We start from the raw sequence: 19,576 nt of genomic DNA on the forward strand, positions 1-19,576 counted from the left end.
CCCAGATGAATTTGGCGATCGCTTACTCTGACCGCATTCGAGGGGATCGCGCCGATAACCTCGAGCAGGCGATCGCGGCCTATGAGCAAGTGCTCGAAGTGATGACCCGCGAGGCCATGCCCGTCGAGTGGGCCACCGCCCAGATGAATTTGGCGCTCGCTTACTATTCCCGCATTCGAGGGGATCGCGCCGATAACCTCGAGCAGGCGATCGCGGCCTATGAGCAAGTGCTCGAAGTGATGACCCGCGAGGCCATGCCCGTCGAGTGGGCCACCGCCCAGATGAATTTGGCGATCGCTTACTCTGACCGCATTCGAGGGGATCGCGCCGATAACCTCGAGCAGGCGATCGCGGCCTATGAGCAAGTGCTCGAAGTGATGACCCGCGAGGCCATGCCCGTCGATTGGGCCACCGCCCAGATGAATTTGGCGATCGCTTACTCTGACCGCATTCGAGGGGATCGCGCCGATAACCTCGAGCAGGCGATCGTGCAAGCGAGCCTTGAAAAGGCGATCGCTGCCTACCAAGATAGCTTGAAGATCTTCACACCAGAATTACTTCCCAATGACTGCCGCAGATCAGCCCGCAGTTTAGCAACCCTCTTGAGTGATCAACAGCGTTGGCAAGAAGCCGAACCCATGTATCAAATGGCTCTGGATGCGGCTGAAATCCTCTACCAAAGCGCAACCTTGCTAGACAGCAAATCAGGAGAGCTGCGAGAAACCGCAGATTTACCCCGGCGTGCGGCCTACGCTTTAGCCCGCGCGGACAACCGGCAAAAAGCCGTTGAAACCCTTGAGCGGGGACGTGCCCGAGGCCTAAGCGAGAGTCTTGATCGCGATCGGGTCGACCTCACTCAACTCCAACAAACCCACCCCGATCTTTACGGCCAATATCAAGAGGTCGCACTTCAACTCCGCAACCTGGAAAGCCAGCAGCGTGACCTTTCCACCTCCGACCAGCGCCATAGCCTCACCCCCACCGAACTGCGTGATACCGCTGCTGCCCTGCGCGACCAGCTCAGCCAAACCCTCATTCAAATTCGCCAGGTCGAAGGTTACGCCGATTTCCTGGCACCCCCTAGCTTTGAAGATGTCCGCGCCGCCCTGCGCCCAGACAATCCTTTGGTTTACCTGGCCACCACCCCCAACGGCAGCATGGCCCTGATCGTCACCGTCGGTGCGATCGACCTTCTGTGGCTGGATGATTTGACCGAGGAAACGCTGCGAGAAATTCTTTACGGCCCTGCTGATGAGAAAGAACTTAGCCGCTACCTTGGCGCTTACCAAGACTTTCGCAACGACTCCAGCGCAAACTATCCAGCTTGGTGCCAGGAAATCGACACTACCACTCACCAACTTTGGGATGTTTTGATGGGGCCACTCGTTGATCACCTACAAGCCCAAAATATTGGCCGCATTACTCTCATCCCCACTGGCTACCTCAGCCTCCTCCCCCTCCACGCCGCCTGGACAGAAGACCCCAACATCCTCACCGGTAAACGCTACGCCCTCGACGACCTCCACATCACCTACGCCCCCAACGCCCAGTCCCTTATCGCCGCCCGGGCCATATCCGATCGCGTTCAGACAAATTCAATCTTAGCGATCGACAACCCCCGCCAAGACCTCCCCAACTCCGAGCGAGAAATCCAGGCGGCGATCGCCTCCTTCCTCCCCCAAGCCACCATCCTCCGCCACCATCGCGCCACCACAGCTGCCGTCAAAACCGCCTTGTCCCAGGTTGAGATCGCCCACTTCTCATGCCACGGCACCGCCAACCTCAATGCCCCCCTCACCAGCGGACTCCTCATGAGCGACGGTCTCCTCACCCTCAAAGACATCTTTGCCCTGAATTTAGCCGACAGCGGTGGCCTTCGCCTCGCCATCCTCTCCGCCTGCGAAACCGGCCTGATCGGCATCGAAAACGCCGACGAAGCCATCAGCCTCCCCACCGGCCTACTCCAAGCCGGAGTCGCCGCCGTCATCGCCTCCCTCTGGTCAGTCTCCGACCTCAGCACTATGATTCTTCTTACCCGCTTCTACGATCTCTGGCGAAAGGAAGGTCGAGAATCGGCAGTAGCTCTACGTCAAGCGCAACAATGGGTACGGGACACCACTAGTCAGCAAAAAGCACAATACTTTAAGGAGTCTAACCCCGATCTTTTTCAACCCCTCATCCTCCTTCCCCCTGACTACTTTGCCCACCCGTTCCACTGGGCTGCCTTCAGCTATGTTGGTGTTTAGTACTGGTTCAAAATTTAATCTCTGGTCAAGATAATTTTAGATGTATACCTCCAAAGATGTTTTAGAAACCGCTCGTGTTATTCGACTCTACCTCCCCGATTTATTAGGGGCAGAGGCAGAAACCGTCGATCGAGCGTTAGCCGAGTTGCTAACCAGAGCCGAATCTGGTGAAGCGGTTGATAACCCAATTCTGGAATTGCTGGCAGAGCGTGACCCTACCCGTGAATGGACAAGCCAATGCCTGAACGACAAAATTCCACCCCCAGTCATGCGGAGCTATGATTCGTTAGCGGGTTCTGTGTCGGTTATTGATGCCAATGCCTTTGTCTGTGAAGTACCAGGCTGTTCTCGAATTTGGTATCGACCTAAAGTAGGAATCGAACCACCCCTCTGCCAGGAACATCACATCCCCCTGGTGCCAGCCCAATCTCAGGCAACTTAAGGAGGCTTATGTACTCCAAATTTCTCGAAGGCATGACCGGTAAGGTCTCAGAACAGTGGGTCACCAACCTACTGACTCCCGCCTTCGCGTTTTGGCTGGGTGGTCTAGCTGCTTGTGTCTACCGCCTTGGCTGGGCTCCCCTCAAAACCTGGGCACTACAACAACCCCAACCCGTCCAAGTTGGGCTGTTAATTGTCGGTCTCATCGTAATTGTCACCTCCTCCTCCGTTGCCCAAAAATTTGACCGGCCCATGCTGCGCTTTTTAGAAGGCTACTGGCCCCGCTGGATGAAACACCTCCGCCACAACCGTACCCAGCGATACGTCAACCAGTGGCAACAGCAACAGCAACGTTGGGGCACGTTATACGCTAAGGGGGAAGCCGCTCTCTCGGCTGAGGAACTGAACGAGTACGCCCAACTCGATTGGCTGGTCATGCATTCTCCATCCCAGCCGAACCAGTTTATGCCCACCCGCCTGGGCAACCTACTGCGCGCCTCAGAATACCGCTCAAAAGAACGCTACGGGCTTGATGCTGTCGTCTGCTGGCCCCGCCTCTGGCTCCTCCTACCCGACAGCACCCGCAAAGAACTCCAAGAAGCTCGCGCCGCCCTCAATACCGCCGTGCGGATCGGCTTTTGGAGTTTACTTTTCCTAGTCTGGACGCTCCTTGCCTGGTGGGCACCTCTGCTAGCGCTACCCGTTGCCTGGTTCAGCTACCGCATGGCCCTCAGTGCCGCCGCTGTCTATGTGGACTTGCTCGAAGCCACCTTCGACGTGCATCGCCACCTGCTCTACCAATCCCTGCGCATCAAGCTGCCGAAGAATCCCATCAAAGAAGCTGAGGATGGCAAAAAACTCACCCAATATCTTTGGCGAGAACCGGATCCAACGATGCCAGACTTCCACGACCCGCCCAAATCATAGCCAGACCAAGATCATCGCTCTGTAGACAATGAAGAAATAACCTACCCCAGATCGATCAATCCAGACGGTAAATCGAGAGTAACATCGCAGTAGTATCCATCTTCATAGCCCTGCCCAACCCGATAGAGTATGCCTTCCCTATCAGCCTCAAATACAACCCTCAATCGCTCCCAAGTTTCAGGCTGATACTGCCCCCGCTGCCCACCTCGCCAGATCACCGCCCGGCTCAAAATTTGCTTGACCTCAGCCAGCAATTGCCAGCCACATTCCGGCTCAATCACATCACTTTCCCACACCTCAGAAATTAGCTGCACTGCATCCGGTGCTAACCCCTGTGGCTGTAGATCTTGAGGTAACCCAATAGCTGTCGTCATTTGCAGGTCAGACCACCAGGCCCACCATTCAGTACGGTGGATGAGCCCAACATTAGACGCATAAAGGATGTCTTCAGCAGGGGTTCCATCCAACCCTGCCAACCGTAGCGCATCCGACTGTGAGATCGCGACATAATGCCGCGTCCAATAACGCTCCATCAGCATTCCAGCCCTCTATTCAGCGACTGAAGTGCTTAGCCCATGGAAGTAAACGCCGATAATGACACTATCCGAGCAAAATCGAGACCCATGAATCAGACAAGTACTGACCATTTCAAGTGACTATTCACGAAAATCAGTTCATAAAACGTCCGTAACCTAGTCCCCCGATTCCGTTAAAATGCTTGCCACATATCAATTACAGCTAACAAGCAATCTGTTACGGCTACTTCGTACTGCTAGCCGAAAAAAACCTATCCGGATTTCTCCTTATTCAGAGGCGAATAAAGTCATGAGGGTGTAGCTCTGATAAAGAATTTGGTGTTATTTGTGGCTTATGCCTTTGCCGCCAACACTTGGGCAGCGGTCAGCACCAATTCTGGAAATAACGGCGACAGAATCGCCTGATCACCTTGATAGACCTGCTCTTCGTAGAGACCATTGACCCATTCCAGTACCGTCACTTTCTGATGTATGGGATCTGCAATCCAATATTCTGGGATATGCCGCCCCGCATATTCAGTCCGCTTGTGGCGATAATCGCGCTCTTCCTGCAGAGGGCTAACCACTTCAATTACTAAATCGGGCGGTGATATGTCATGGGTAATCAGCCGCTGCTTCGTACCTTCTAGAGCCATAGCTGCTTCCTCAGACAGCACCATCAAATCAGGTTGACGAGCATTCGCAAGCTTTCCACTAACGGCAATTTGAGCGTTCATACTCAAACGATAGTGGGGAATACCCAGGTTCAAGAAGGAGGCATAAAGAAATGATGCGGTGCGATCAGCTAGGTCACTGACGGGTGCGATCTCAATCAATCGACCATCCACCAGCTCACAACGGGTATCCATACCATCGTCATAGCTGAGGTACTCCTCCAGGGTCAGGGGTTTTGTCGGGATAGTCATGATGGGCTACAACCCTTTTCAGACCTGATTATCTGATCCTAACACTCTGAACTTAGAGGCTTCCCCTCAGGTCAAACCACTGCTGGTATCAATTTCTGCTTCCATCCGCGCAATGGATCGCTCATAAACCCTGAGCCCCAGCAAAACCAGCCGAATCAACATCTGGTCCGGGTTCCGCTGACTGGCTGCCGCTAATTCTTCAATCCGGTCCGTTGGAATGTGCTCATTAAACAGCAGTAGATTCGCCTCTAACTCATGCACCAGCCCCCGCCGATTCTTGTGAGCATTCTCCCGCAGCTGCTGGCCAATGGGGGACGTCAGCACTAGCTCTAATAATTCAACTAAAAACGGAGATCGCTTCTTACTCCCCTCCGCTTCACATTGAGCACTAATTTCAGCCAACAGCTCAGTGCTCATATAAAACGTTGGACGGCACCCTGCCTCTTGAGCCAGTTCATCATCACTTGCTTTCGCAGGTTTCCCAGACGAGACAGATTCGACCATCAGACCGTTATTCCAAAAGATGTGCTTTTATCCTACTCCTTAGGACTTTGAGTCAGTCACTACCCCTACTTGCTTCATACAAGCACCAACGTATCTACAAGGAATCATAAAGCCGATATAGATTTCCTTAAATCAAAGAACGTAGTACTTATGCCTTCACGCTTTCCCCGTGAGCCTTACCCAATTAGTAACAGCCGCTCTAACTTCATCGGCTCAATTTGCTTAACCTTTGGTAAACAATCCTAAAGTAAATCGAAAGGATAGGGTTTATTCTGTAAACTTCAGTCAGTATTACTAAGTAGTACTTTTATTCAATTAGTGCTACTACTCAATGACCTGAGGTAAGCATCTGTTATCTCAGGAGCCACACCACACCATGTCAGGGTTATGTCTACCGACTGCCAACGTATTTCTCATCAGGAGTCGGACCATGAAGCAACGTTCATTACGATTCAATCTTCCAGCCTTAGAGCAGCTTCCATTTGCTAGACCATTCGCCCAGTTGAATACCCGCTTTAGTCGCCTAAGTCACTGGCGCGTGATGGGCATCCTCGGCGGTATTCTGTTGTTCGCATTCATCATCTTTCAGACCAATCCCGCCTTTGCTCAGCTATTCGGCACGGCAGAAGAACAAGCTCAAACCATTTTTGGGCAATACATTGACCAGGGCATCATTGACTTCTTGTTCGGTATGCTACGCATTGTCGTCTGGATCTCTGCTGTCGGGTTTGTCTTCTTCGCCATCTACCAGGCCCAGCGGGGAGAACAGTGGCAACCCCTTCTCCAAAATGCCTTTATTATCATTGCTGCGGTGGTGGTAGTCGAAGGCTTGAGCCAATTATTCTTTGGCGTATAGCCCATGGCCGAGGAATCACGGCTGTACTGTCCCGTTAACCAAAGTATTGGACAGACCCCCAGCCTCGGCCCCATTCCCTCCAACCTACTCGCCCCTAGCGGTGCCATCCTGGTCTGTGCCTATGTGCTGACCCAGGTAATTTTACAGCTGGGTTTTGGTGTCTTTCTTCTGGCCAGTGCCTGGGGCATGAGTACCTGGTGGGTTGTCGTGGGCGAAAGGACGTGGAAATTTACCCATAAGTTTGTACCGGTTCCCGATTGGAACCGAGGCCATGTGGTCTATCAACCGCACTTACACCATGAGCACAACCAAACAACGACTCGGAGCTCAACGCTACCGATTCAAACCCTTTGAAGATGAATCTCACCTGGAATGTATCTGTCGCCTCCAGGTGAGAGATCGGGATGTGGGAGCCTATTTGTTGAACTGTCGCAATCAGCTCAGTTTTGTCTTTGGCTTTCAGGCCGTGGGCATTCACACACTACTAGCAGAGGGCCAAGCTGAGACGGTTTTAGCGCGTTTAGAATCGGGCCTTCAAGGCTTTCGACCGGGTGACCGCTTACGGATTCATCTGCAGTCGTTCGGTACAGATTATCAACGCCAGCAAGAACTGTCTGAGCGGATAGAGTCCACATCCACACTGGAATCCCAGTTTCTACTGCTGGCACAACAACGAGCAACCCGAGACCGGACAGCCGCAGGGCACCGTCAACCCAAACAGCTCTATCTCTTTGCCACCTATGTGTTAGAGCCCGGCAAAGACGCTCGCTCTGACCGACTAGAGCAGGCCCTTGCCTGGATTATCAGCCGGTATGACACCTTCAAAGGTCTGAAACAAGAAAAAGAATCTCAGCACTATCAGCAGCTATTGAATCAAGCCTTTACCGATGGCTATCTCCATTGGGAACAACAGCTCAATAGCCGCATGGGTTTACACGCATCTCCTATGGATGCTGATGCCCTCTGGGCCTATCTTTGGCATCAGTTCAACCAGTCGGCACCACCACCTGTTCCCCAGTGTTTGACCCTAAGCGATCAGGCGGGTCAACTATCTCTCCAAGAAACCGTCACCGTGTCCCTCCATGCCAGTTCTGTTTTGATTCGGGGCGAACATGGTCAGCCCACCCACCCAAAAGCAGATCGCCAATGGGTGCGCGTCAAAGGTAAATGTATCGGTGCCGTTGCCCTAGAATCCAAACCCGCTGGCTTTATCTCCCCCGAGCATCAGCTCTACTACCTGTGGCAAGCCCTGTCTCAGTTTGCCGATTATGACTGCGTCTGCGAGCTGGCGGCAGCCGACCGGACCATGACCCGCATGAGTTTGCAGCGGTTGACGCGCCAGAATATGACCGCCACCTTCCGAGCCAATATGCTCAAAGATGTAGATGTGGCGTCCCAAATGCGGCTGAAGCAGGGGGTGGCTGCCCAAGAAAAAATCTACGAAGGAGCCTTACCCATCTGGGTCAGTGTGGTGGTCTTTCTCCATCGCCATAATCCCACTGAACTGAGTGAAGCTAGCCAGCAGCTCACCAATGCCTTCCACCAGGGAGACTTTATCCGTGAAACCGAAGTTGCCTGGCAGCTATGGCTCAGGTCGCTGCCCATTGTCTCTGGCTGGCTGCTAGAAGATGGCCGCAAGCAGCTCTATCTCACCCATGAAGCCCCAGGGTTAATGCCAGTCGCCTTTCCCCGCCCGGTGGATAGCCGAGGGATTGAACTGATCACCCATCAGGGTCAGATGCCGATCCAAATCGACTTTGCCCAAAAACATCGCGGCATCCTGATCTTTGGTGAAACCCGCAGCGGTAAATCTGTCCTGGCCGCTGAAATCTTCGTCTGGGCCATCGCCTGCGGCATGAACGTGATTTCCCTGGACTATCCCAAACCCGATGGCACCACCACCTATACCGACCTGGTGAAGTTCTTTGGTGACCAGGGAGCCTACTTTGATATTGGTTCAGAATCCAACAACCTGTTTCAGATTCCAGACCTGCGCCACCTAGATGAAAAGCAACGTCAGGAACGACTGGATGACTACAAAGAATTTCTAGTCAAAGCCCTGGACACCATGGTGATGGGGACCGAAACCGAGAACCAGCTGGGTAAGCGGGTCCATACACTCCTATGGCAGGGACTCGCCGCGTTTTTTAATGATGTTGCTATTCTCCGTCGCTATGATGCGGCATTTGAAACAGGGTTTGGGAGCGAAGACTGGCAACAGATGCCTACCTTGGCTGACTTTGTGGAGACCATGACAGGTCTGGAACTGGAGGTAAATTCCCCCTTAATCCAGGAAGCCTTGGCCACCATTTTGTTGGAATTACGAGGCTGGTTATCCAGTCGGGTGGGTCGGGCCATTTCCCAACCCTCCACGATTCGCACCGATGCCCAGCTCACGATCTTTGCCCTGCGTAATGTAGGCGACAACATTGAAGCGGCGGTGTTGGCTCTGTCTGCTCAGTCCATGGCCTTTCGCCGAGCGTTGGAAGTGTCTGACTCGCTCCTGGCCATTGATGAAAGCCCGATTCTGTTCAAATACAACGGCATCGCCCAGATTATTGGTCAGGTCTGCGCCAACGGAGCCAAGTCCGGCATTCGGCCCCTGATCATCGGTCAAGACCCAGACACCATTGCCAATTCGGTCGCTGGGTCTCAAATTCTCCAGAACCTCAATACCCGCTTTATCGGTGCCATCCAACCCAATGCCTTGCCTTCCTATGAAACCCTGTTTGGCTACTCACCCCAGGTGCTGATGCCCAATACCGATGAAGCCTTCCGGATTGATCCGGTGCAGATCTGTTCCCACTGGCTGGTTGATGCCGATGCTCGTCTGACACCTTGCGCCCACTATCCATCCCCTGAACTGCTGGCCGCTGTAGCCAACAATCAAAAAGAACAACATGCCCGACAGCGGGTCCTGGCCCAACACGACAACAAGTTTGCAGGCTATGCCGCTTTTGCCCAGGCTTACGTTCAAACCTTGCGAGCAGGTCAATCCATGGACCACATTGCTGCCCACTCATAACCCCTAGGAGGTTCCCATGACATCGCAAAAACGACGCTGGCGACGACTATTCATCGTGACCGGCACCCTACTGCCGGTCCTCACCCTTGGCACTGCTGCTGCCTCCCTATTACCCGGTGGCTTACCTGGCGACTGGCATCAGGGCGTATTGGATACCTATCTCAATCCCCTAGAGCAGCTGATGGGCCGAGCAGATCCCATTCGAGAAACCATTATGGAAACGGCATTGGGAGTACTGTGGGACGAGCTCAAAGGCAGCACCCAAACTGAGATTCCAGATCCCTACAAAGTTCGCACCGCTGAGGTAGTGAAAGGGGCTGGAGTACTCACCAACAGTCCCGTCGTCCAACGCCGGGATCTAGGCAATCTAGTGGATCAAGAAATGGCCAGATCCCTGGCAGCTCCCGTTATCGGAGAAGAAGGCAATACCTGGCTAGAAGAATCCGCTCAGCGCACAACAGATCTGGTGAACCAGAGCGTGCAGCAAACAGAAGAAGTGGTCAGCCTAGCGGAAAGTGCTCAGGGCATGGGCGTCACCCAGGATGTGATGAAACAAAGCGCCCAGATTGATGCGGAGATTGCTAAGCTGCTCACCCAGCAAACCCAGCTTACGGCTGATAACCACACCACCTTACTGCAGCTCCAACAACTGCAGGGCATTCTGGCCCAGCTCGCCGCCGATACCAGTGAAGGCATAGACGAATCGAATCGTCGGGACCGATTGGAGCGTCAGGTGGCAATCTCCGGTTCAGCCCAGGCTCCCATCTACCTGCCCGGTGTATTAGGTACCCAGACTTCATCAGAGGAGTAATCCCTATGACCGCCCATGTCCTGGCCCAGGTAACCGGGGGCCTCAGCATTATTGAAGATAGTATCCAGCAGCTTGAAGCCGTCCAACAAGCTTGGGATGACCGATGGCAGGAGATTTTTACCCAGTCCAATGGGCTCTATCTCGGCATCAATCAGTTTGCGGCGGTCATTTTGGTGGGCACCTTCATCTTTTTTGCTGTCGGCTGGGTTAAAGAAGCCATGGAGCGGGGCATTTTTCCCGCACTCCCCCATGTACTATGGATGCTCCTGATCGCCGTGCTGCTCTTTGACAATGGTTCACTGCTCGGTTCAATCACCCTCGGCATTCGGAATGTTATCAACGCCCAAACCCAGGTAGTGCTATCGGTGCAAATTGGCGAAGTCTCCATGGTGGAGGCCCTCAACGATGTGATCGTCTCCCAGCAGGCCAAAGCATTAATTCAGCGGGAATATGCCGAATGTGATGCTAAGGAAGGGCAGGCCCAGATTGATTGCTTTTTAGACGCCGGGGAACGGTCACAGCAAATCCTGGAGCAAGAGTATCGCCGTCAGGGGTTTTGGAGTGCCGGGCTGCAGCGGCTGTCCCAACGACTCCAACAAATCGGCCAACAGATTCAAGCCGATTACCAAGATGGATCACCGCCACCGGGTGGCAATCTCTTGGGTGATTTTCTGGTGCATAGCTTGGTGCAGACCGGCAGTCATGCCCTGGCCGAACAAATCTTGAAAGGGTGGCAATGGGCCTTTGCCAACATTCTAGAGCTGGCCATGTTACTGACGGGGCTGATGGGGCCGATTGCCGTAGCGGGGTCTGCCGTTCCTCTCCAGGGCCGACCGCTGTGGGCCTGGTTAACCGGATTTTTTAGTCTCGGCATGGCCAAGTTTTCCTACAGCGTCATCGTGGGTTTGGCGGCCACCGTCGTTGTTACCGCTGAAGTTCAAACCCAGAGTGATTTTGGTTTTCTTCTACTCATCAGTGTGCTAGCTCCCGTGCTAGCACTATCCATTGCCGGTGGAGCCGGGATGGCCGTCTTTCGCGGCATCTCTGGTGGTGTCACCCGCATTATCGCCATTGGTTCATCCGCCTTGCCGTTACCCTAAACCACACCATGCAATTTAGCGATCTCACCCGCCGTGGGCGACTCCCTAGACTTGATTCTACTGATATTTTGCCGCTGGCCTTTGCCGGACTATCGGTGGGCGTTGGCATTCTAGCGATCTCGTTATTCTGGCTGGCTGTTTCCTTTTCTAAGTTGGCCCATAAACCGCTGCCCACCCTGGTACAGCAGGTGGACGGTCGTGCCTTTACCGTGCGCCCAGCCGACGTTCACTATCGCGAACCCGAAGTCATTCGACGGGTGGTATCTGACTGGGCGGTGATGACCTTTACCTGGGGCTCCATACCTGGCAAAGAAACAGAGACGATTGAAGAAGGCATTAAAGTCAAAGGCACAGATCGGGTTACTGAATCTGCCTGGGAAGCGGGGTTTCTATTAGCCAGTGACTTTCGTGATGTCTTTCTGGCTCAACTCGCCACCGAGATTATTCCCGATACCGTTTTTGATGGCCAGGTCTCGGCAGTGATTATTCCTCAAGAAGTCTCACCACCCCAGGTCGTAGCCCAGGGACTGTGGCAGGTGGACCTGATCGCCACGCGCATTGTCTTTGACGACACCAATCCTGCTGGCACCACTATTCCCTTTAATCGACGGTTCTATGTGCGGGCAATTGAACCCCCCAGAAAACCCCTAATCAAAAATGCATCGGACTATCAGCAGGTGGTTTATCGCCTGCTGGAAAGCGGATTACAGATCGATGAAATTCGGCCTATTCATGGGGAGGAGTTAAGCCAATGAATGATGAACCCACACTGGAGAGTTTACGCGAGATGACCGGGGCACCCAACCTGGATGAACCCCTGGTCAGTGAAACCGCCTTTGATGCGGTGGAGATGAAGTCAGAACGACCGGCCTGGAAGATGCCAGTGCCAAAGCTGATAGCCGTCGGCTTAGCTTTTGTGCCCGTCTTTGGTATAGCAGGTTATTTCATGTTTGCCAGCCGACAGACTGATAAACCGGATGTAGCAGCGTCCGAGGATTCAACGGATACAGAGGTGGCTAATGAGATACCCAGCATCACTGAAGTAGCCCTGGAAGAATCTCGTAACGAAGTTGCCCGGTTGAAATCCAATCTGGCCTTGAGCGATCAGGCGTATGTTCAACAACAGTCTCAGGAAGCTGCCAAGCCGAAGTCATCATCGGCATCCACGGCAACACCCGCACCCAAGGTAACGACTAAGCCAACCGTTTCAAGACCCGCACCCGTGGTTAGTACCAGTCCTCGACCGGCACCCGTCATTGATTACCGCTCCACATCCAGACCTGTCCAGGCAACACCACCTAGACCCACACCTGCTGCATCACCTCGTTTTTCAGATACTGATCCGACAGAGCGTTGGCAAACACTGGCTCGTCTAGGTAGCTACGGCACGATTCCACAGGTTGAACCAACAGAGCAAACAGAGATGGCGGATGGCGGTAATGACATCGAGACCATACCTGTTGCCCAGATTTCACCGCATTCGGTGATGACGACAGTACCCACGAGATCAATCCCTGGTCCAGAAGAACAAGAGCCTGAAGCTATTCCAGAAGAATCAGGACCCATAGAGCTATCCGAACCCATTCTGGTGGCGGCTACACAACCACCCATTCCTGAAAATTTGCCATTAGAGAGCCCCCTTCAAGCCCAGGTTTCTGCTGACATTCTCAGCGATGCCGAAGCTCGCATCCTGGCAGAACCGCTTCAGCCACCATCGCTGATATCAGGCACCTATGCCGCTGGAGAACTGACCACCCCAGTTGTTCTTAATGAGTCTGAACAATCCAGTCGTTATGTGGTGCGACTAAATGAACCCCTGATGGATAACAGGGGACGCACGGCCATTCCCAGTGAAAGCGATCTCACCGTTGAAGTGGAACCCGTTGGGGATGATCGGTTGGTGGAAATCTCAGCGGTATCTGCTACCTGGCAAGAGGGTAACAATCAGCAAGAAATCCTTCTACCGGAAGCCGTTGTTCAGATTCGGGGTGCCGATGGCCATCCGCTGATCGCCCAAGGGTATGGAGATCCCGGTGGTGAGATTGCAGCCCTTGATGCCAGTGAAGTGGCCCTGGGTGCTGTTCGCAGAGCATCCGAACTCTACACTCGACCCAATACTCGTGTTCAGACCAATGACAACAGCACGGTGGTTACCGAAGAGAATCCAGATCCCAATGTCTTAGCCGGTGCCCTGGAAGGCGGCACGGATGTGTTGCTAGACATCCTGTCTGAACGGAATCAGCAGGCTAGGGATGCGATTCAGCAACGACCCCAGGTGTTGTACCTGGCTGAAAATACACCAGTGCAGGTGTTTGTCAATACCTCAATGCAGTTGCCCATGTAGCGGGAGGTGAATGATGCAACGTTTGATTACTCTATCGATAGCTCTGCTGCTATGGGGATTGGCAAAACCCACCATGGCCCAGACTCGTTCGGTTGAGATTCCTGAGTCCCGGTCAGTGGATGTGGAGTTACACCGGGGCCATGGCGTTACCCTCAATTTTCGTTCTCTGGACGCAACCATTCAGCGAGCCTGGTTAGATGATCTTTCCAAAGTCACCATAGACTTTGACGATTCCAGATGTGGCGTTGTAGAAGCCTCAGAGGGCTGTGCGGCCACTGTGATTCATCTGCGGCGGATTCATCCCATCGAGTTTCCCGATTTACCGGCCACAGCGACCACGATACTCACGGTTGTAACTGGCACGGATATTTATACGTTTCAGCTGAGCTTCCCTAATGGCAGCATTCCTGACTATTCAGTTCTGGCTCTCCAGCAAGGGGATGGCCCTAACCTATCCGGCAATCCCACACTCACCGCCGTCACGCAAATCGAACAAGGGTTACAGGTGGCTCAAATCCGTCGCCTGATCTCCCCTAACGATCCCCTATGGCAGCGGATTCAGACCTGTTTACAGCTGATGCGTGATGGTGTCGCCACCGCTGATGCGGCTCAACGAGCAGGCGTCTCGCCAGACTTACTCGCTCGATTAATGGAATTTGGAGCAAGGAGGTAAGCCATGCTAATTCCAGTCTTTCGCACGATACGCCATCTGCTGATCATAGTTGTCGTTGCGCTAGCCATATGGCTATTGCCGGGTGCGATCAGCTCCGCTCAGGACTATGGAATTCCGACAGTAGGGGTAACCTGGGAGAACCAATATGGCCAGGTGCCTGACTGGTCCCAGCTGACGTTTCGTACCTTGCCCCCCATTCTCTCCGATGGCGCTTTTGAAGCTCCTTCAGAGATTAATGATGCCCTTGACTATGACCTTTCTCGGGTATGGCAGGCCGGACAAACCGCTGATACCTATCTGAAGCTGGGAGATTTTCAAACCAGTCTTTATCTTCAGCTGTTTAATCTCTATTCCATTGCTCAACTGACCGAGTTAGACCTTGAACAAGTGGCTCTGGGAGCCCTGGAGATGGTTGCTTGGCAAAGTCTGGATGATCTGGTAACCGCAATTCCAGGTCTGGGCAGTTTTGAGATTGGGGCGGTTCCACCGATCCAGGATCTGATCTCAAGTCGCTGGCCAGGAACACCGGGATTTAATCCCCAGGCTAATGACACCATTGTCGAATTGCTGGGTGAGTATCCAGACCTGGGAGAGTTGAACCTGGGTGATCTGGGCGATCAGCTGAACAGCTTTGCGATCTCCGATATTCCAGGTCTTGACACTGTCCCCCTGCAAAACTTCACCGACTGGGGCAATAGCACCCTGGGTGGAGTGCCTGGTTTAGCCGATGTCCCCTTCGACCAGATGCCGAACCCCATTGGTTCAGTAGGACTCCTGGGTCAGGTAGATGTAGTTTATGGACCTGCGGAACAGTCCCGACAGAACACAATTTCAGGTAGCTACCAGGCTGGCTTTAATGTGGCCTGTGAAACTGACTGTGCCCATGTGGAACTAACCGCCAGCGCTGAACTCCATGGCAAACAATGGATTTCGGGTAAATACCAGGAAGTCCCCGGTGGTGAAGGTATTCTGGGCCAGGTCAATGGTGGCAAAGAACCTACGGGTAGACATCCCTTTGGCAAGGTGGCCAAAGTAGCCGTCTGGGATGTGGATGAATCAACCGGGACCGTTAGTACATCCTTGTTTTTCCGAATCTGTAAGCGAGGTGGGTTGTTCTCTCCAGATCTGGGGTGTACACCCTATTTCATTGGACCTGTTCCCTTTTTGAGCTATACCGAAACCACCATGATGTTGGTCGGCCTGTTAGATGGTCAAGGTGGTGGCAGTAGCCCAGCATCTATTCCGACTGAAGTGTTAGATCGGGCGCGACAGCTGGGCATTCCCACAGAGGCATTACCCGGATTTATCAGCGATGGCTTTGGCTTGTGTGGTGATGGTCCTGGCGGGGTTGATTATTCAGCTCTAGCAGCAGCGTTCTCCAGCATTGAGGGCCATTATGATTCTGTCGGTGCCTATGTCTGTGATGGCCAGGGTAATTGTGGTCGAGGACTGGGCCGTTATCAGTACATGAGCTATCGCAGCGATGTGCGAGCCACTATTCGGCAACAGTCTGGCGGGGCTGCATTCCTGGCAAAAGTCGATTCGGGTAGCGCGATCAGCAACGCTGAGATTGATCGGTTCTTTCCAGCCACCCGTCAGGATGGCATTTTCAAACAGGACCAGAATCGCAATATTGCCCAGGCTCAACAAGAAGGGTTTTCCGGTGGTCGTCTGATTGAGCGAGTGGGTCAAATTCATTTTGGTGGACCGGGAGCCAAGATTGATGGGGGTTCTTCTGATGCCCATGGGCGATTGACCCTCAAAAGCTATGGTGAAACGCTACGCCAGAGCTACGAGACGGCCCTGGCTTCAGGGGGCAAACGCTGTGCCAAACAAACTGGCGGTGATCTAAACCAGCGCATCTTCCAGTCCATGGGAGAAATGGGCCGATTTGATAGCTCCTCGGGTCCCGATGGTGGGAACCTGGCCTGTGCCTGGGCGGTGAATCGGGTACTGGCCAATGCCGGTATTCAACCCGTGGGTGCCAATACGAACTATGTGCCCTCTGTAGAAGCTGATTTACGAGCAGGCCGAGGTACTCAAATTAGTCAATCTCAAGCTGCACCGGGCGACATTGTGATCGCCTCCACCGCAGGCCATATCGGCATTTGTATGAACCCAGGCTGTACCCAGGTGCGGTCTAATTCATCCAGTCGTGCCCGGTTTACCTGGGATTCGGACATTAACTTTGCGGGCGTTTACGGTGCTGGCCAAAGTCGAATTTATCGTTTGAAAAATTAGGAGAGTTTCATCATGAACTTCAAACACTATCGTCTATGGACTATTCTCGTTTTCACTGTTTTGCTGGTGGTGATCAGCGCTCCAACGGTGAACGGGATCACCCCTCCCAATCATCCAGTTCAGATTGCTCAGGCTACTGAGGATGATTCAGAACAGGTCACTCAGGCCACTCTAGATTATCTTTTGGCTGATGTCACTGAACCAGCTCAAACACCTTCTGTTACCCGCACAACCATTGTTGAGACCTACGCTCTGACCACCTGGCAATGGGGAGAAACAGGTGGCCAAACCGTGTTAGAACTCACTGACGAAAACTGGCAGGTGCTGGTGTCTGGGGGCGGTGCTGTGGATGCCGCCACACTGGTCAGCTTTGGTGTACCAGCTGATATTGCTGAGCAGCTGATGGCCCAGGATGCCTCAGGAGATTAGCCATGGGGTATCAGAGATGGCTCATGATTGGTGGCCTGTCAGTAGCAGTCGCTGTGGGGGTGTATGCCAAGGCATCATCAACAGCCCAAACTACCTGGCAGCTAGCGGGGCAAATTGCTCCGCCTGAATTACTAAAGCAAATCGGTGAGGAGCATCTTTCCTCACCTGAGCCAGTGAATCTCAGTCAGATGCGGGCTTGGAAAATCCATCAGCCCCGGCAATCAGCCCCCCTGTATCTGATAGATACCCGTGTAACGGATAGCGAACAGCAACCCCTTTGTGGAAAAGCAGGCTGTGCGTTTCTTGGCTACATCCCAGGTCAACAAGGTTATCAGACTGTTTTCAACACCTACCTAGATCCTCACTTGCCACCCAATACCGACCTGTTATCAGTGACGGATGAGCTGCAGTCCGGTCTGCCCACCCTGACCCTGCATCAGCTGGACGGTCAACAGCTACAGCGATTTACCGTTGCCTTTGATGGGACCTACTACGCCGTTGTCACGGTAGACAATCTTTCCCCAACCCATGAGTGATTATCTTCTACAACTGCAATCTCTGGATCTAAGGGCGTTACTGAAACCGCTCTTGGATTCGGGTATGGGATTTTTGCTGCTCGGGCTCGGGATCTTGTGGGCAGGTATGGGTCTGCTGGGAGGAGCATCCTCAAAGGGACAACTCTCAACCGGACGCTTTGGGGGACGGCAGGAACGGCTAAAGGCTAAAGCCACGGCTCGACAACAGCGTAAACAAGGCAAAACCGCTCAAGTATCTCTCAAGGCAGGAGACCTAGAGATTCCCCAGGCCCAGCAAAGCATTGTGGTAGCGGGTGCCCCAGATTCAGGCAAAACCTTTAGCATCATTGATCCAGTCATTTGCTCGGCCATTGACCAGGGCTTTCCTATTCTGGTTTATGACTTCAAGGGCTCTCAGGTAGCGACCCATGCCGCCTGGGCAGCCAGTCAGGGGTATAAGGTGTCTATCTTTGCACCGGGTCAGCCCTATACCGGCATCTGTAATCCGTTGGATTTTCTAGCTGATGCGACCGATTCATTAATGGCGGCTCAGCTGGCCAATGTGATTCAGCGCAATACCCAGCGGGATAGTGGCTACCGAGAAAATGACTTTTTCAACTCGGCGGGTACCAATCTGGTAGAAGCGGTGATGCTGCTGGCGAAGCTGACGCCCTATCAGGATCTGCTGATGGCAAGCAAGATTTTGAATCTTGCAGACCTGCCCAAACGGATTCGAGCAGCGGGCGAGAAGTCCTGGGTTCCGTCCTGGACTCTGGATAGCTTTAGCCAGCTGTTAGCGTCTGATGGAGCAGAAAAACAAATTTCAGGGATTGTGGCCACCGCTCAGCGTACCTTCAAGACATTTACCGGGAAACAGCTGGTGTCCAGCTTCTGTGGTGAGACAACGATTCCGCTAGACCTCACGGGCAAAAAGATTCTTTTTTTGCAGGCAGATATCCAAAAACGGGATGCGGTAAATCCTCTTATAGCTGCTGTTCTGCACCTGATCGTCACTCGCAATTTTGCCACGCCCCGCAAACAACCGCTGGTAATTGCTCTAGATGAGCTACCGACACTCTATCTGCCGGATTTACCCAAGTGGATTAACGAGTTTCGCTCCAATGGGTTTGTGGCGTTGCTGGGCTATCAGAACTTTGCCCAGCTGCAACATATCTATGGTCGTGAGTTATCCCGTGCCATCTTTGCCGCCTGTGGTACCAAGATCTTTTTTAATCCCAAGGACCGGGAAACGGCCCAAGAGTTTTCAGGCTATCTGGGGGATAAGGAAGTGAAATACACCACCCGGTCCCGTAGCTATGGTCAGCATACAAGCCGTAGTCAATCGGAACAGTTACAGCGAGTCCCGTTATTGACACCCGACCAGATTTTAAAACTGGACCAGGGGGAATGTGTCTTTATCAATCCAGCCTATCGCAGTGGCAAAGAAGCGTCGATACCGCTGCGGCTAAAGGTGAAGCTGAGTCCGAAACATATCAAACGCCAGCACCAAAGTGAACTGCTCTGGCAACAAAGTGTACGAGACCGGCTGATTGCACGAGCCGCTCAGCAGGATGGCATGGCCAATTTGAGTGAAGCCAATGAAGTCAGACAAACCATTGCTGAGACGTTTTTTCCGTTGCTAACAGATATGGATATCCCTTACGAGGGTGACCTGAGCGAAGATGAATTTAGCGAGGTGTTGTAATGACAACCAAACCATTACTTGAAACTGTTTTACCCCAAACCCAGGATCTGCTGACAGAAATGCCTGAGATTTTGGATGCCGTGACGGCAGCTCAACAACGACCACCGTTGCCGCTGGGCTATGTCCCCAGCGTGATCGAAGTGTTGTTTGAGGATGTGCTCTATCTCAAGTCGGTAGATGGAGTATTGCTGCTGGCGCGAGATTGTTTAGCCGACTATCAGCCTCGGTTTGTGGAATATCGCTTTGATGATGAGATAGCCCTATTTCAGGTGGGTTCAGACGTGTTAGTCAACCGGATTGCATCGTAAGGAGAGAATC

At 53.1% G+C, this 19,576-nt stretch carries 19 protein-coding genes; 16 read left to right on the forward strand and 3 right to left on the reverse strand.

Annotation, left to right across the window (positions count from 1 at the left end; genetic code table 11):
• From VB741_RS09925 to VB741_RS09935, 3 genes are all read left to right on the forward strand, one after another.
• On the forward strand, positions 1–2,246 hold a 2,246-nt coding region (locus tag VB741_RS09925; RefSeq protein WP_323365011.1), incomplete at its 5' end, for a CHAT domain-containing protein.
• Positions 2,247–2,286: 40 nt separating this feature from the next.
• A complete protein-coding gene (locus VB741_RS09930; RefSeq protein ID WP_323365012.1) occupies positions 2,287–2,688 on the forward strand; it encodes a hypothetical protein in 402 nt (133 codons plus the stop codon).
• 8 nt (positions 2,689–2,696) lie between these two features.
• Positions 2,697–3,614, forward strand: coding sequence for a hypothetical protein (locus tag VB741_RS09935; RefSeq protein ID WP_323365013.1), 918 nt, complete (start codon positions 2,697–2,699; stop codon positions 3,612–3,614).
• A gap of 41 nt (positions 3,615–3,655) precedes the next feature.
• Here VB741_RS09935 and VB741_RS09940 read toward each other — a convergent pair whose 3' ends face one another.
• The 3 genes from VB741_RS09940 to VB741_RS09950 all read right to left on the reverse strand — a co-directional run bounded on the left by VB741_RS09940 (position 3,656) and on the right by VB741_RS09950 (position 5,559).
• The gene (locus VB741_RS09940; protein WP_323365014.1) at positions 3,656–4,147 is read right to left on the reverse strand and encodes a hypothetical protein; all 492 of its coding nucleotides are present in this window, start codon (positions 4,145–4,147) and stop codon (positions 3,656–3,658) included.
• Positions 4,148–4,482: 335 nt separating this feature from the next.
• Entirely contained in the window at positions 4,483–5,055 is a 573-nt protein-coding gene (locus VB741_RS09945) for a Uma2 family endonuclease (RefSeq protein ID WP_323365015.1), read from the reverse strand.
• 66 nt (positions 5,056–5,121) lie between these two features.
• Positions 5,122–5,559 (reverse strand): hypothetical protein, encoded by a 438-nt coding sequence (locus VB741_RS09950; protein ID WP_323365016.1) that lies wholly within the window; start codon positions 5,557–5,559, stop codon positions 5,122–5,124.
• A 430-nt stretch (positions 5,560–5,989) separates the two neighbouring features.
• On the opposite strand from VB741_RS09950, the gene VB741_RS09955 reads away from it, so the two are divergent.
• Genes VB741_RS09955 through VB741_RS10015 form a run of 13 tightly spaced genes read left to right on the forward strand, consistent with a single transcriptional unit; the run spans position 5,990 to position 19,566 of the window.
• The gene (locus VB741_RS09955) at positions 5,990–6,415 is read left to right on the forward strand and encodes a hypothetical protein (RefSeq protein ID WP_323365017.1); all 426 of its coding nucleotides are present in this window, start codon (positions 5,990–5,992) and stop codon (positions 6,413–6,415) included.
• Positions 6,416–6,418: 3 nt separating this feature from the next.
• The gene (locus tag VB741_RS09960) at positions 6,419–6,769 is read left to right on the forward strand and encodes a hypothetical protein (RefSeq protein WP_323365018.1); all 351 of its coding nucleotides are present in this window, start codon (positions 6,419–6,421) and stop codon (positions 6,767–6,769) included.
• Entirely contained in the window at positions 6,714–9,440 is a 2,727-nt protein-coding gene (locus tag VB741_RS09965; RefSeq protein WP_323365019.1) for a hypothetical protein, read from the forward strand. Before VB741_RS09960 ends, VB741_RS09965 begins: the two co-directional genes overlap by 56 nt.
• A gap of 16 nt (positions 9,441–9,456) precedes the next feature.
• Positions 9,457–10,251: a hypothetical protein gene (locus VB741_RS09970; protein WP_323365020.1), complete on the forward strand. Its 795-nt coding sequence runs from the start codon at positions 9,457–9,459 to the stop codon at positions 10,249–10,251.
• 5 nt (positions 10,252–10,256) lie between these two features.
• Positions 10,257–11,351: a hypothetical protein gene (locus VB741_RS09975; RefSeq protein WP_323365021.1), complete on the forward strand. Its 1,095-nt coding sequence runs from the start codon at positions 10,257–10,259 to the stop codon at positions 11,349–11,351.
• An 8-nt stretch (positions 11,352–11,359) separates the two neighbouring features.
• On the forward strand, positions 11,360–12,106 hold the full coding sequence (locus tag VB741_RS09980; protein ID WP_323365022.1) for a hypothetical protein: 747 nt from the start codon (positions 11,360–11,362) through the stop codon (positions 12,104–12,106).
• Positions 12,103–13,695 (forward strand): hypothetical protein, encoded by a 1,593-nt coding sequence (locus VB741_RS09985; RefSeq protein ID WP_323365023.1) that lies wholly within the window; start codon positions 12,103–12,105, stop codon positions 13,693–13,695. The genes VB741_RS09980 and VB741_RS09985 overlap by 4 nt, the downstream gene beginning before the upstream one ends.
• Positions 13,696–13,705: 10 nt before the next feature.
• Entirely contained in the window at positions 13,706–14,368 is a 663-nt protein-coding gene (locus VB741_RS09990; protein ID WP_323365024.1) for a hypothetical protein, read from the forward strand.
• Positions 14,369–14,371: 3 nt separating this feature from the next.
• Positions 14,372–16,609, forward strand: coding sequence for a hypothetical protein (locus VB741_RS09995; RefSeq protein WP_323365025.1), 2,238 nt, complete (start codon positions 14,372–14,374; stop codon positions 16,607–16,609).
• A 12-nt stretch (positions 16,610–16,621) separates the two neighbouring features.
• Positions 16,622–17,038, forward strand: a complete 417-nt coding sequence (locus VB741_RS10000) for a hypothetical protein (RefSeq protein ID WP_323365026.1) — start codon at positions 16,622–16,624, stop codon at positions 17,036–17,038.
• 2 nt (positions 17,039–17,040) lie between these two features.
• Complete coding sequence (locus VB741_RS10005) at positions 17,041–17,574, forward strand: hypothetical protein (RefSeq protein ID WP_323365027.1); 534 nt, start codon at positions 17,041–17,043, stop codon at positions 17,572–17,574.
• Entirely contained in the window at positions 17,567–19,258 is a 1,692-nt protein-coding gene (locus VB741_RS10010) for a type IV secretory system conjugative DNA transfer family protein (RefSeq protein WP_323365028.1), read from the forward strand. The genes VB741_RS10005 and VB741_RS10010 overlap by 8 nt, the downstream gene beginning before the upstream one ends.
• Positions 19,258–19,566, forward strand: coding sequence for a hypothetical protein (locus VB741_RS10015; RefSeq protein WP_323365029.1), 309 nt, complete (start codon positions 19,258–19,260; stop codon positions 19,564–19,566). The genes VB741_RS10010 and VB741_RS10015 overlap by 1 nt, the downstream gene beginning before the upstream one ends.
• The last annotated feature ends 10 nt before the right edge of the window (positions 19,567–19,576 follow it).

It is taken from the genome of Leptothoe sp. PORK10 BA2 (genome assembly GCF_034932105.1).
GTDB lineage: Bacteria > Cyanobacteriota > Cyanobacteriia > Phormidesmidales > Phormidesmidaceae > Leptothoe.

What these genes read in the sequence shown, in the direction of transcription:
- VB741_RS09980 (WP_323365022.1), top strand. Translation starts at nt 11,360, where the DNA reads ATGCAATTTAGCGATCTCACCCGCCGTGGGCGACTCCCTAGACTTGAT.
- VB741_RS09995 (WP_323365025.1), top strand. Translation starts at nt 14,372, where the DNA reads ATGCTAATTCCAGTCTTTCGCACGATACGCCATCTGCTGATCATAGTT.
- VB741_RS09940 (WP_323365014.1), bottom strand. Translation starts at nt 4,147, where the DNA reads ATGGAGCGTTATTGGACGCGGCATTATGTCGCGATCTCACAGTCGGAT.
- VB741_RS10010 (WP_323365028.1), top strand. Translation starts at nt 17,567, where the DNA reads ATGAGTGATTATCTTCTACAACTGCAATCTCTGGATCTAAGGGCGTTA.
- VB741_RS09970 (WP_323365020.1), top strand. Translation starts at nt 9,457, where the DNA reads ATGACATCGCAAAAACGACGCTGGCGACGACTATTCATCGTGACCGGC.
- VB741_RS09955 (WP_323365017.1), top strand. Translation starts at nt 5,990, where the DNA reads ATGAAGCAACGTTCATTACGATTCAATCTTCCAGCCTTAGAGCAGCTT.
- VB741_RS10005 (WP_323365027.1), top strand. Translation starts at nt 17,041, where the DNA reads ATGGGGTATCAGAGATGGCTCATGATTGGTGGCCTGTCAGTAGCAGTC.
- VB741_RS09990 (WP_323365024.1), top strand. Translation starts at nt 13,706, where the DNA reads ATGATGCAACGTTTGATTACTCTATCGATAGCTCTGCTGCTATGGGGA.
- VB741_RS09960 (WP_323365018.1), top strand. Translation starts at nt 6,419, where the DNA reads ATGGCCGAGGAATCACGGCTGTACTGTCCCGTTAACCAAAGTATTGGA.
- VB741_RS10000 (WP_323365026.1), top strand. Translation starts at nt 16,622, where the DNA reads ATGAACTTCAAACACTATCGTCTATGGACTATTCTCGTTTTCACTGTT.
- VB741_RS09985 (WP_323365023.1), top strand. Translation starts at nt 12,103, where the DNA reads ATGAATGATGAACCCACACTGGAGAGTTTACGCGAGATGACCGGGGCA.
- VB741_RS09935 (WP_323365013.1), top strand. Translation starts at nt 2,697, where the DNA reads ATGTACTCCAAATTTCTCGAAGGCATGACCGGTAAGGTCTCAGAACAG.
- VB741_RS10015 (WP_323365029.1), top strand. Translation starts at nt 19,258, where the DNA reads ATGACAACCAAACCATTACTTGAAACTGTTTTACCCCAAACCCAGGAT.
- VB741_RS09975 (WP_323365021.1), top strand. Translation starts at nt 10,257, where the DNA reads ATGACCGCCCATGTCCTGGCCCAGGTAACCGGGGGCCTCAGCATTATT.
- VB741_RS09930 (WP_323365012.1), top strand. Translation starts at nt 2,287, where the DNA reads ATGTATACCTCCAAAGATGTTTTAGAAACCGCTCGTGTTATTCGACTC.
- VB741_RS09950 (WP_323365016.1), bottom strand. Translation starts at nt 5,559, where the DNA reads ATGGTCGAATCTGTCTCGTCTGGGAAACCTGCGAAAGCAAGTGATGAT.
- VB741_RS09965 (WP_323365019.1), top strand. Translation starts at nt 6,714, where the DNA reads ATGAGCACAACCAAACAACGACTCGGAGCTCAACGCTACCGATTCAAA.
- VB741_RS09945 (WP_323365015.1), bottom strand. Translation starts at nt 5,055, where the DNA reads ATGACTATCCCGACAAAACCCCTGACCCTGGAGGAGTACCTCAGCTAT.